Below are 11,693 nucleotides of genomic sequence, written 5' to 3'. Positions count from 1 at the left end.
GTTAGCCGCAGGACACCTGGGTAATAATACCCTCGGGAGTGGTCTCGATGTTCAGACGATCCTGCCGAAAATCCATCGTGAGCGCCGAGCCCGTGATGTAGGTCCGGACGACGCGAGCACCCGCCGCACGTTGAGCAGCTTCCTGGTTTCCTTCAAGCGGCCGGCCCACGAACTTCTCCGCCGCGTTGGCGTTGCACATTGCACCCTCGGCTGAAGAGGATCCAGACGTACCGGTGGCACATCCGGAAAGCAGGACGGCCGCTGCCAGGATCGCTCTCATGCCTCATTCTCCGTTCGCGTCATCTTGAGCTTGCCGCCCAGAACAGCGAAACCAAGCCGACCCTCGACAAGATCCAGCGCGTCGCGCCCGAACTGATCAAATCGCCAGCCCTCAAGGATCGCCAGGTCGTGACGCACGCCAGCGGCGAGCGCCTCCAGCTCCTCGCTGCGGGCGAGCAATCGCGGCGCAACATCGATGTCGCGCGCGCGGATCTTGAGCAGCAGCTTCAACAGGTCGGCGACCAGCGAGCCATCCTTGCCAAGTCCAGGCTTGCGATCCTCGCGAAGCGGCATTTCGCTGGCGGGCAGCGGCTCCGCCGCTTCGATAACGCCCATCAGGCGCCGGCCGATATCGTTGCTCGCCCAGGTGGCCGAGAGGCCGCGCACCTTGGCGAGGTCGCTCTGCCGCTTGGGGGGATGGCCTGCGAGATCGGCCAGAGTCTCGTCCTTGACGATGCGGCCGCGGGGCAGGTCCTTTGCCCGCGCTTCCACCTCTCGCCAGCGGGCGATCGCCTTCAGCCGACCGAGAACGTCGGCGCGCCGGCCCGAAATGCGCACGCGCTTCCACGCGAGGTCGGGATCGTTGGCGTAGTTGGCGGGATCGGAAATGCGCTCCATTTCCTGATCGAGCCACGCCCCGCGCCCGGTCTTCTTCAGACGCTCCAGCATGCGCGGAAAGATCTTTGACAGATGGGTGACGTCACCGATCGCGTAATCGACCTGTCGCTGATCGAGCGGGCGGCGCGACCAGTCGGTAAAGCGCGCGCCCTTGTCGATCTGAATACCGAGCCAGCTGTCGACCAGGTTGGAATAGCCAATCTGCTCCCCCTGGCCGAGCGCCATCGCCGCGACCTGGGTGTCGAACATCGGATGCGGGGTCTTGCCGGTGAGATTGTAGATGATCTCTATGTCCTGCCCGCCGGCGTGGAAGACCTTCAGCACGTCCTCGTTATTGACCAGCAGATCGAGCAGCGGCTGCATATCGAGCCCAGGCGCCTTGGGATCGATCGCCGCGGCCTCTTCCGTGTCGGCGATCTGGATCAGGCAGAGTTCGGGCCAATAGGTATTCTCTCGCATGAATTCTGTGTCGACGCATACGAAGGGAGCATCGGCGAGGCGCGCGCACAGATTGGCGAGGGTGGCGCTGTCGGTAATTAGCGGGTGAACATGCATAAGTGCCGCCCCATAGCGGGGAGCGACCGGGTTGACAAAGAGAGGTTGGAAGGGGAGGGGCGCGGACCTCCAAACAAGCTTTTTCAGAGATTGCGGCCATGCACGCCTATCGCTCGCACACTTGCGCCCAGCTCAACGCCAACGACGTTGGCGCTGAAGTTCGTCTGTCCGGTTGGATCCACCGGAAGCGAGATCACGGCGGCGTGCTGTTCGTCGATCTTCGCGACCATTACGGCATCACCCAGATCGTCGCCGACAGCGACTCCCCGGCACTGCCGACGCTGGAATCGCTGCGCGTCGAGTCGGTGATTACCATCGACGGCGTGGTGAAGGCGCGGTCGGACGCGACCATCAATCCGAACCTGGCAACGGGCGCGATCGAGGTGTTTGCGCGCGGCGTGACGGTGCAAAGCCAGGCGCAGGAACTTCCGATGCCGGTTGCCGGTGAGCAGGAATATCCCGAGGATATTCGCCTGCGCTACCGCTTCCTCGACCTGCGTCGCGAAAAGCTGCACGCCAACATCATGCTGCGGTCGAGCGTCATCTCCTCGATCCGTCGCCGCATGGTCGACCAGGGCTTCACTGAATTCCAGACGCCGATCCTGACGGCCTCCTCGCCGGAAGGCGCGCGAGATTATCTCGTTCCCAGCCGCGTGCATCCGGGCAAGTTCTATGCGCTGCCGCAGGCGCCGCAGATGTTCAAGCAGCTGCTGATGGTCGCTGGCTTCGATCGCTATTTCCAGATCGCACCGTGCTTCCGCGATGAGGATGCGCGCGCCGATCGCTCGCCGGGCGAATTCTATCAGCTCGATTTCGAAATGAGCTACGTCACGCAGGACGATGTGTTCGCGGCGATCGAGCCGGTGCTGCACGGCGTGTTCGAGGAGTTCGCCAATTGGCAGGGCAAGGGCCGCACGGTCAGCCCGCTGCCGTTCAAGCGCATTCCGTACCGGGAATCGATGCTGAAGTACGGCAACGACAAGCCCGATCTGCGAAACCCGCTGATCATCTCTGACGTCAGCGGATTTTTCTCGGGTTCCGGATTCGGGCGCTTTGCCTCGATCGTTGAGGCCGGCGATGTCGTGCGCGCGATCCCGGCGCCGAAGACGGCGGACAAGAGCCGCAAGTTCTTCGACGACATGAACGCCTGGGCGCAGTCCGAAGGGTTCGCCGGCCTTGGCTACGCAACCCGCAAGGGTGGCGAATGGGGCGGGCCGATCGCCAAGAACCACGGTGACATCGGTATGCGCGAACTGGCCGAGGCGCTCGGCCTTGGGCCGGATGATGGCGTGTTCTTCGCCGCCGGCAAGGAAGCACAGGCGGCGAAGCTCGCCGGCCTGGCGCGCACCCGCATCGCCGAGCAGCTGGACCTGATCGACAAGAACCGCTTCGAGTTCTGCTGGATCGTCGACTTCCCGATGTTCGAATATGACGAGGAAGCGAAGAAGGTCGACTTCAGCCACAATCCCTTCAGCATGCCGCAGGGCGAACTGGAGGCGCTGGAGACCAAGGATCCGCTCGACATCCTCGCCTACCAATATGACATCGTCTGCAACGGTATCGAGCTGTCCTCCGGTGCGATCCGTAATCACCGGCCGGAGATCATGTACAAGGCGTTCGAAATCGCCGGGTACACGCAGGCTGATGTAGACACGAACTTCGCCGGCATGATCAATGCGTTCAAATATGGCGCGCCGCCGCACGGCGGCTCGGCCCCCGGCATCGATCGTATCGTCATGCTGCTGGCTGACGAGCCGAACATCCGCGAAGTGATCGTCTTCCCGATGACGCAGAAGGCGGAGGATCTCATGATGGGCGCGCCCAACTTTGCCACTGCCAGGCAATTGCGCGAACTCAACATCCGCGTAACCGCGGATACGGCGAAGGACACAAGCAAGCTGGTGGCGCCCGACGCGGGCTAAGGGAACCGCGCGCGGTGGTAAGCGCTGAAAGCCTATGTCGCTTACCGCCTCGCGAGCCGCACTTCTCCATATCGCGCTTCAGGATCTGCGTGCCGGCAAGCAATTGCTGGTCACGCGGCTGGAGCCGCTGGCGGATGCGGCCAGCGATCCGGCGCTACAGGAAGTGATTGAGCGGGACCGCTTCAATGCGAAGCGCCACGCTGCCCGATTTGATGAGATGGCGACGCTGGATGGCGCGCCGGAAAACCTGTGGATGACCGGGATCCTGAACGATGCGGATCGCGATGCGCAGTCGCATCAGCGCGGGCCCTTGCTCGACACGGCGCTGATCGGCGCGTTGCGCAAGGCGAAGGCCGCGGAAATCGTTTCGATCGAAACCGCAATGGCGCTGGCGGCGAGCGAGGCGCCGGCGATGATGCCGGCGCTCACCGCCAATCATGCCGAGGACCGCGCGGTAGAGATGCGGCTGGCGCGTCTCCTGGGAACGATCGGCGGTCACATACCGGTGATTTGAGGCAGAGGCGTCAGCTCGCCGGCGCGAAGGCGCCGTCCTCCCCCATCACCCACAAGACGCCTTCCTTGATCGAGAACCAGGCACCGTGGAGCGATAGCTGCCCGGCATCTTCCGCAGCCCGCACGAACGTAAAGGTGCGCAGGTTGGCGATGCTGACCTTCACCGTTTCGAGTTCCAGCGCGCGGATCGCGTCCTCTCCAGTGCCGTGATCGGTGGTGATCCGGTCGCGTGCCTCATCCAGCAGGCCGATCCAATTGGCGATGAAGCCACCCTCGCCAGGCGTGGCCTCGGCAAAGCGCTTCGTCATTGCCGCATAAACGCCGCCGCACATGCCGTGGCCCATGACGACGATTTCCTGGACCTTCAGCTGGGTCACCGCAAATTCCAGTGCGGCGGACACGCCGTGGCGGCCGCCGCCCACCTCGAACGGGGGGACCAGATTGGCGACGTTGCGCACGACGAAGATCTCGCCCGGGGACGTATCGAACACGGTGGTCGGATCGGTGCGGCTGTCGGAGCAGGCGATCACCATCACCCGGGGTGACTGCCCCTCAGCAAGGGTCGCCCAGCGATCCCGCTGGGTTGCCCAGCCCTGCTGGCGAAAACGGCGGTATCCGGCGATCAGATCAGTGAAGACGGTCATGCATCCTCCTTACCGCGTTGTTTCGTCCCGCGTCAGTCGCTATCTCGCGCCCGACATGACCGAAACACTGCCTCTCGCCCGGCCCGAGCGCGCCCGCAAGCCTGACTGGATCAGGGTCAAGGCGCCGACCTCCGTCGGTTTCGCCGAAACCAAGCAGCTGATGCGTCGGCTGAACCTTGCCACCGTGTGCGAGGAGGCGGCCTGTCCGAACATCGGCGAATGCTGGACCAAGAAGCACGCGACAGTGATGATCTTGGGGGACACGTGCACCCGGGCCTGCGCCTTCTGCAACGTGAAGACGGGCATGCCGCGCCCGGTTGATCCGCTAGAGCCGGAGCATGTGGCGGTCGCGGCGGCCGAAATGGGTCTGCAGCATATCGTTATCACGTCGGTTGATCGTGACGACCTGCCTGATGGCGGCGCGGCGCAGTTCGTGAAGGTGATTGAGGCGCTCCGCCGTAACACGCCGAGCACCACGATCGAGATCCTGACGCCGGACTTCCGCAACAAGACGCAGGCGGCAGTTGAATCGATCGTTGCGGCCCGGCCGGACGTGTACAACCACAATCTGGAGACGGTGCCGCGGCTGTACCCGACCATCCGCCCGGGCGCGCGCTATTATGCCTCTCTGCGGTTGCTGGAGAGCGTTAAGCGGCACGATCCGTCGATCTTCACCAAGTCGGGCGTGATGCTGGGCCTCGGCGAAGAGCGGTTGGAGGTTCACCAGGTGATGGACGACATGCGTTCCGCCGACATCGATTTCTTGACCATGGGGCAGTATCTGCAGCCGACGCCGCGGCACGCCAAGGTCGCCGATTTCGTGACGCCCAAGACGTTCGACGCCTACGCCGCCATCGCGCGTGCGAAGGGGTTCCTGCTGGTAGCGTCGTCGCCGCTCACCCGTTCGAGCTACCACGCCGGCGACGACTTCGAGAAGCTGCGCGCGGCGCGTGAGGTCCAGCTTGCCAAAGCATAGCGAAACGCGGGCCATGCCATACACGCCCGAGCAGATGTTCGATCTGGTCGCGGACGTGAAAGCCTATCAGGATTTCTTGCCGTGGGTCGTCGCGATGCGCGTTCGGCAGGACAGCGCTGAGGAAACGCTGGCCGACATGATCGTCGGATTCAAGGGCCTGCGCGAGACGTTCACGTCGCGGGTCGAGAAGCATCGGCCCGATCGGGTGTACGTCGATTACGTCGACGGCCCGATGAAGTATCTGCACAACGAGTGGCGGTTCCGCCCGGACGGCGATGGCTGCCTCGTGGATTTCAGCGTCGACTTCCAGTTCAAGAACCGGATGTTCGAGATGCTGGCAGGGCAGGTATTCGGCCTGGCCCTGCGCAAGATGATCGGCGCCTTTGAGGATCGGGCCCGCGCGCTTTACGGTGAGGGCTCGTCCGACGGCGGCATCAACAGGTCGAGCGCGCACAGCGCCGCCTGAAGGCGCACGCCGGAGCGGCCGAGATCGCCAAAGGCGCGCTTGTCGGCGACCACGTCGGCGGGATCGCCGCCGCGTTCGGCGCGCGCAAACACCACGGTGCCGACGGGCTTCTTTTCTGAGCCGCCGCCGGGGCCGGCGATGCCGGTGATTGCCACCGCAACATCGGCACCGGTCGCCTCAAGCGCGCCCTGTGCCATGCTCCAGGCGGTGGCGATCGACACAGCGCCGAACGTCTCCAGCACATCCGTCGAGACGTGAAGCAGTCGCTGCTTCGCCTCATTGGAATAGCTGACGATCGAGCCTTCGAGCACGTCGGAGGATCCCGGCACTTCGGTCAATGCCGCGGCGACCAGCCCGCCGGTGCAGCTCTCTGCCACGGCGATACGGCGGCCTTTTGCGCGATTGGCCTCGATCACGCGCTGCGCAGCGTCGACGAGGTTCTGGGGGAGCAGGCTGTCGCTCATCGTTTCGCCGCCGTGCAGACCGGCAGATCGGGAACGTTGGCCACGGGGGCTGTGCCCCGCGCCTTTTCCGCCTTCAGATGCTGAATCGTTGCGACAACGATGCCAGCGGTGTTGCGCGCGGGGAGGGGCTCCAGCAGCGTGACGATCCGGTCGATCGTGCCGCAATCGCTCTGCTGGATCTGCCCGACGACCATCGGTGCGATCAGGGAGGTGATCAGCGGGCGCGCGTAGTCCGACTGAAGGAGCAACATGGAGACACGCGGATCGCTCAGCTTCGCAATCGCCTGGCGCGCCGTCGGCCAGGCGCGATCCGCTTCAGCCTGATAGCGCGCAAGGAACGGGCCGGAGGTGCGTCGTACGATGCTGGTGGGAGGAAGCGCGGTACAGACACGCCCGGTTTCCAGGATGATGTCCGGAAACGTGACCGCTGCAACCGCCTCTGCTTCGGCTGCATTCAGGCACCGCGTCTGCGCCAGCGCGGTGGTCGGCACGGCAACCGCCGCAAGGGTGGCGGCGCACAGGTAGCTGAAACGCCTCATTGCGCGACTCCTGGCAGCCGAATGGTTGCCGCTGCCTGTGCCGCAATGCCTTCGCCTCTACCAGTGAAGCCCAGCCGCTCGGTCGTTGTCGCTTTCACACTCACGCGATCGGTTGGCAGGCCAAGAAGTTCCGCGACACGATGCTGGATGGCCGAACGATGCGGGCCGATTTTAGGCGCTTCGCACATGATGGTCAGATCGACGAATATGATCTGCCCGCCGCGCGCCGCGATGAGATCGGCCGCATGACGCAGGAACTGCCCGGATTCGGCACCGCGCCACTGCGGATCGCTAGGCGGGAAATGAAGCCCGATATCGCCCGCAGCGATGGTGCCCAACAGAGCGTCGGTCAGCGCGTGAAGTGCGACGTCCGCGTCACTGTGGCCGCTAAGCCCCTGATGATACGGAATCTTGACGCCGCCAAGCCACAGGTCGGCATCATCGACCAGGCGATGGACATCGAAGCCGGTCGCCATCCGCGTTTCCCAACCGATCCGCGCCTCGGCGGAGGCCAGGTCACCGGGCCAGGTTACCTTCTCAAGCATGGCGTCGCCCTGCACCATGGCGACGGATCCGCCAAGCGCCCGGACCATCTGGGCATCATCGGTTGGTTCGCCCCCTTCCCATTCGGCGTGGGCGCGGGTGAGGATGGCGCGACGAAAGGCTTGCGGCGTCTGCACGCGGGACAATTGCTCCCGAGGCAGCGTCGCACCGTCGATCGATACGATCGTGTCGGTGACCGGAAGAGTGGGGATGGCGCCATCTGCTGTCTCAAGCGCCCGCAGCAGGCGGTCGATGACATCCGCGGCAAGGAACGGCCGCGCGGCATCGTGCACAAGGATGCGATCCGCATCCGGCACTGCCGCCAATCCGCGCGCCACCGACTCGCGCCGTGTTGCTCCGCCAAGTACAAAGCGTGCGTTGGGCAGGCAGTCGGCTAGCAATTGTTCCTGACCGGCGCCGATGACCAGCACGATCTCGTCGACCGCGGGATGGGCGGCAAAGGCTTCATGGCTCCACAGGAGCATTGGGCGGCCGGCAAGGTGCGCGAACTGCTTGGGCAGCGCGCCACCAGTGCGTTCTCCCTTGCCAGCGGCAACAATCATGGCGACGGTTTTCATGCGCGGGCGCCTAGCGAGAAGCGCGACGCCTTGCCAGCACCACGTTGATCGCCTACCTGCCCGTTTTTCAGGCAGACTGTTGATGCGTAAGCTCGCCCCTATCCAGATCGGACCCGTGCGGATCGACGAGCCGGTCGTGCTCGCGCCGATGACTGGCGTCACTGATCAGCCGTTCCGGACGCTGGTGCGGCGCTATGGGTCGGGCCTGAACGTGACCGAGATGATCGCCAGCCAGGCGGCGATCCGCGAGACGCGGCAGTCGATCCAGAAGGCGGCGTGGCATCTGTCCGAAGAGCCAGTCTCGATGCAGCTGGTCGGTTGCACGCCTTATGAGATGGCGGAGGCAGCCAAGCTCGCGGAGGAAAAGGGCGCCGCGATCATCGACATCAACATGGGCTGCCCCGTGCGCAAGGTCACCAGCGGGGATGCGGGATCTGCGCTGATGCGTGATCTGAAGAACGCGGGCGCGATCATTGACGCGGTGGTTAAGGCCGTGTCGGCGCCCGTAACGGTGAAGATGCGCATGGGTTGGTGCCATGACAGTCTGAACGCGCCAGAGCTTGCCCGCATTGCGCAGGATCTCGGCGCGAAGATGATCACGGTTCACGGCCGTACCCGGAACCAGATGTACAAGGGCTCCGCCGACTGGAGCTTCGTCCGGCAGGTGAAGGACGCGATCGAACTGCCCGTGATCGTCAATGGCGACATCTGCTCAATCGCCGATGCAGAGGCGGCGCTGGACCAGTCCGGTGCCGATGGCGTGATGATCGGGCGTGGTGCTTATGGTCGTCCCTGGCTGCTCGGGCAGGTGATGGATGCGCTGGCGGGCAGAACGGCGCGTCCGGACCCTTCGCTCGACGAACAATATCGCGTGATCGTAGAGCATTATGAAGCAATGCTGAGCCATTATGGCACGGTGACAGGCGTCAATATGGCGCGCAAGCATATCGGTTGGTACACCAAGGGGATCCACGGTTCTGCAGAGTTCCGCAACGCGGTGAACCAGCAGGCGGATGCGCAGCGCGTGCTCGCCATGCTGGCAGAATTCTACGCGCCATATCGCCTGAACGCCGCTGCCTGATGCAGGCGCGGCGCGGTCCCGATCCGGCCGATCTGTTGGCAGCCTTGCCAGTCGCCGTGATGGTCGTGGACCCGGAGACGAGGATCGCACAGGCCAATGCCGAGTGCGAGCTGCTGCTCAACCTTTCCGAACGGGCGATGAGGGGTCGGGCGCTCGGCGACGTACTGCCACTGCCGGATGAGGTGGACGGGCAGGAGGGAAGGGCATTCGCGGCCTTTGACCTCGCGTTGACGACGGCCCGCGGTCAGCGGCTGCGCGTTGATCTGGCGGCGACGGAATTGCTGGACCAGCCCGGCTGGCGGGTCATCACGCTCCATAATGCCGCGACATCCCGGCGCCTGGGCGTGTCTGCCGATCGCGCGGCGGCCGCGCGCTCAGCGGTAGGAGCGGCGGCCATGCTGGCGCATGAGATCAAAAACCCCTTGTCGAGCATTCGCGGCGCCGCCCAGCTGATCGCGGACGGTGCGGAGCCAGCGGAACTGACCCGCCTGGTGATCGATGAGGTCGATCGGGTGACGGCGTTGATCGACCGGATGGAGGATTTCACCGACACGCGTCCGCTCGCCGTGGAGCCGCTCAACATCTATCCGTTGCTGGCGCACGCGCGCGATGCGGCAAGTGCCGGGTTTGCGCGCGGCATCACGATCGAGGAGCGCTTCGATCCGTCGCTCCCCCCGGCGCTGGCGAACCGCGATGCCTTGTTGCAGGTCCTGCTCAACCTGATGAAGAATGCGGCCACCGCCCTGGGCCCGATCGGCGAGCGGCGGATTACGCTCACCACCTCGTTCCGGCTCGGCATGTCGGTCGCACCTGCGCCCGGGCGACCGCGGATGCCCTTGCCGATCGAGATCTGCGTGATCGATAGCGGTCCCGGGGCGCCCGAGGATATCGCCGAGCATTTGTTCGATCCCTTCGTGTCCAGCCGGCCGGAGGGGAAAGGCTTGGGCCTCGCGCTGGTCGATAAGCTGGTCCGCGATATGGGCGGGATCGTGCAATATTCGCGTGAAGGCATGCCGAACGAGACGGTGTTCCGGATCCTGCTGCAGCGGGCCGCCGACTGATGGCGGGCGGCGCGATCCTGCTGGTTGATGATGATGACGCGATCCGAGTGGTCGTGGCCCAGGCGCTGCGACGTGCTGGTCATAATGTACGCACCGCGTCGAGCATCGCCGACCTGGACCGCGAACTCGCCGCGGGCCGGCCCGATGTTCTGTTGACCGACGTGGTGCTGCCCGACGGCGATGGCATCGACGTGACTGAGCGCCTGTCCCGCGAGTTGCCGAATCTTCCCGTTATCGTTCTCTCCGCCCGCAACACGCTGACCACCGCTGTCCGCGCGAACGAGGCTGGCGCCTATGATTACCTGCCGAAGCCCTTCGATCTCGAAACGCTGACTCGCACCGTCGCGGCCGCTCTGGCTCGTCGTCGCGAGCTTGCACCGCGCAGCGAGGACGGGGAGGATGCCAGCCTGCCGCTGATCGGCCGCTCGCCGGCGATGCAGGAGGTTTACCGCGTCATTGCCCGAGTCGTGTCGAATGACCTGACGGTCCTCATTTCCGGTGAGTCGGGGACGGGCAAGGAGTTGGTCGCGCGCGCCATCCACGACTTGGGACCGCGCCGTTCCGCGCCCTTCGTGGCGATCAACATGGCTGCAATTCCGCGGGACCTGATCGAGGCGGAGCTGTTCGGGTATGAACGCGGCGCGTTCACGGGCGCGGCGCAGCGCACGGCGGGGCGGTTCGAACAGGCCGCGGGGGGCACATTGTTCCTTGATGAGATTGGCGACATGCCGATCGAGGCGCAGACGCGATTGCTGCGCGTGCTTCAGTCCGGCGAGTTCACGACGGTGGGCGGCGCCCGGATCATGCGCGCCGACGTCCGGATCGTCGCGGCCACCAATCGCGCGCTCCAGCAGGCCGTTGCCAACGGGCAGTTTCGCGAAGACCTCTATTACCGCCTGAACGTCGTTCCGATCGATCTTCCCGCGCTACGCGAGCGGCGCGAGGACATTGCAATCCTGGCCCGCCATTTTCTCGAGCGCGCAGCGGACGCAGGCTTGCCGCGCAAGGTCCTCGATGATGACGCGGTGACATCGCTGGCTGAGCATGACTGGCCGGGCAATGTTCGCCAGCTCGAAAACCTGATGCGACGCCTGGCGGCGCTGTCACGGGACGAAAGTATTTCGGCCGGCGAAATCGCGGCCATGCTGGGGCAGGGCGGGGGGCAGGCAGTCTCGCTGCCTGCCGATCTCGGGCTGGAGGCTGCGGTCCGCGCCTTCATCGAACGGCTGGCCCGCTGTGATCCAAGGTCGCTGGACGACGGGACGCTCTATGACCGGCTGCTGGCCGAGGTGGAGCGTCCCTTGATCGAGGTGATGCTGGCTCGCCACGGTGGCAATCAACTCCGCGCTGCCCGGGCGATCGGATTGAACCGGAACACCTTGAGAAAACGGCTGGATACGCTTGGTATAGATCCCGCCGTCCGCCCACCCGCACCAGAGGCGCGGTGAACGCAC

The 11,693-nt window shown here is 64.9% G+C and carries 13 protein-coding genes; 7 read left to right on the top strand and 6 right to left on the bottom strand.

What is annotated here, in order from left to right; genetic code table 11:
- Nucleotide 1: 1 nt before the first annotated feature.
- Both ACH0BU_RS03790 and rnd read right to left on the bottom strand, forming a co-directional pair.
- Nucleotides 2-280 carry an I78 family peptidase inhibitor gene (locus ACH0BU_RS03790; protein WP_125944957.1) on the bottom strand — a complete coding sequence of 93 codons (279 nt, stop codon included), beginning with the start codon at nucleotides 278-280 and terminating at the stop codon, nucleotides 2-4.
- Nucleotides 277-1,452: a ribonuclease D gene (gene rnd / locus ACH0BU_RS03785; protein WP_046410607.1), complete on the bottom strand. Its 1,176-nt coding sequence runs from the start codon at nucleotides 1,450-1,452 to the stop codon at nucleotides 277-279. Before rnd ends, ACH0BU_RS03790 begins: the two co-directional genes overlap by 4 nt.
- 98 nt (nucleotides 1,453-1,550) lie before the next feature.
- Between rnd and aspS the strand changes: the two genes are divergently transcribed.
- Nucleotides 1,551-3,374 (top strand): aspartate--tRNA ligase, encoded by a 1,824-nt coding sequence (gene aspS / locus ACH0BU_RS03780; protein ID WP_136451197.1) that lies wholly within the window; start codon nucleotides 1,551-1,553, stop codon nucleotides 3,372-3,374.
- A 34-nt stretch (nucleotides 3,375-3,408) separates the two neighbouring features.
- Nucleotides 3,409-3,888 (top strand): DUF892 family protein, encoded by a 480-nt coding sequence (locus tag ACH0BU_RS03775; protein WP_046410604.1) that lies wholly within the window; start codon nucleotides 3,409-3,411, stop codon nucleotides 3,886-3,888.
- Nucleotides 3,889-3,898: 10 nt separating this feature from the next.
- On the opposite strand, the gene ACH0BU_RS03770 is transcribed toward ACH0BU_RS03775, so the two are convergent.
- A complete protein-coding gene (locus ACH0BU_RS03770; RefSeq protein WP_046410602.1) occupies nucleotides 3,899-4,531 on the bottom strand; it encodes a carbonic anhydrase in 633 nt (210 codons plus the stop codon).
- A 55-nt stretch (nucleotides 4,532-4,586) separates the two neighbouring features.
- Between ACH0BU_RS03770 and lipA the strand changes: the two genes are divergently transcribed.
- Together lipA and ACH0BU_RS03760 are read left to right on the top strand one after the other, a co-directional pair.
- The gene (gene lipA / locus ACH0BU_RS03765) at nucleotides 4,587-5,507 is read left to right on the top strand and encodes a lipoyl synthase (protein WP_046410601.1); all 921 of its coding nucleotides are present in this window, start codon (nucleotides 4,587-4,589) and stop codon (nucleotides 5,505-5,507) included.
- Nucleotides 5,494-5,973: a type II toxin-antitoxin system RatA family toxin gene (locus ACH0BU_RS03760; protein ID WP_046410599.1), complete on the top strand. Its 480-nt coding sequence runs from the start codon at nucleotides 5,494-5,496 to the stop codon at nucleotides 5,971-5,973. The genes lipA and ACH0BU_RS03760 overlap by 14 nt, the downstream gene beginning before the upstream one ends.
- Here ACH0BU_RS03760 and ACH0BU_RS03755 read toward each other — a convergent pair.
- Genes ACH0BU_RS03755 through ACH0BU_RS03745 form a run of 3 tightly spaced genes read right to left on the bottom strand, consistent with a single transcriptional unit; the run spans nucleotide 5,913 to nucleotide 8,097 of the window.
- The gene (locus ACH0BU_RS03755; protein WP_046410597.1) at nucleotides 5,913-6,437 is read right to left on the bottom strand and encodes a CinA family protein; all 525 of its coding nucleotides are present in this window, start codon (nucleotides 6,435-6,437) and stop codon (nucleotides 5,913-5,915) included. The two genes, ACH0BU_RS03760 and ACH0BU_RS03755, sit on opposite strands and share 61 nt — an antisense overlap.
- Nucleotides 6,434-6,976, bottom strand: a complete 543-nt coding sequence (locus ACH0BU_RS03750; RefSeq protein WP_296220222.1) for a hypothetical protein — start codon at nucleotides 6,974-6,976, stop codon at nucleotides 6,434-6,436. Before ACH0BU_RS03750 ends, ACH0BU_RS03755 begins: the two co-directional genes overlap by 4 nt.
- Nucleotides 6,973-8,097 carry a bifunctional 2-C-methyl-D-erythritol 4-phosphate cytidylyltransferase/2-C-methyl-D-erythritol 2,4-cyclodiphosphate synthase gene (locus ACH0BU_RS03745; RefSeq protein WP_296220232.1) on the bottom strand — a complete coding sequence of 375 codons (1,125 nt, stop codon included), beginning with the start codon at nucleotides 8,095-8,097 and terminating at the stop codon, nucleotides 6,973-6,975. The genes ACH0BU_RS03750 and ACH0BU_RS03745 overlap by 4 nt, the downstream gene beginning before the upstream one ends.
- An 82-nt stretch (nucleotides 8,098-8,179) precedes the next feature.
- On the opposite strand from ACH0BU_RS03745, the gene dusB reads away from it, so the two are divergent.
- From dusB to ntrC, 3 genes are read left to right on the top strand one after another with little or no spacing between them, the layout of a single operon-like run.
- Entirely contained in the window at nucleotides 8,180-9,178 is a 999-nt protein-coding gene (gene dusB / locus ACH0BU_RS03740; protein WP_145119123.1) for a tRNA dihydrouridine synthase DusB, read from the top strand.
- A complete protein-coding gene (locus ACH0BU_RS03735) occupies nucleotides 9,178-10,239 on the top strand; it encodes a two-component system sensor histidine kinase NtrB (protein ID WP_125944952.1) in 1,062 nt (353 codons plus the stop codon). Before dusB ends, ACH0BU_RS03735 begins: the two co-directional genes overlap by 1 nt.
- A complete protein-coding gene (gene ntrC / locus ACH0BU_RS03730) occupies nucleotides 10,239-11,687 on the top strand; it encodes a nitrogen regulation protein NR(I) (protein WP_296220228.1) in 1,449 nt (482 codons plus the stop codon). Before ACH0BU_RS03735 ends, ntrC begins: the two co-directional genes overlap by 1 nt.
- The last annotated feature ends 6 nt before the right edge of the window (nucleotides 11,688-11,693 follow it).

This window comes from Sphingomonas olei (assembly GCF_045369765.1).
Taxonomy (GTDB): Bacteria; Pseudomonadota; Alphaproteobacteria; order Sphingomonadales; family Sphingomonadaceae; genus Sphingomonas; species Sphingomonas panaciterrae.
Note: the sequence above shows the minus strand (reverse complement) of the source record. Positions and strands in the feature narration are given on the sequence as shown.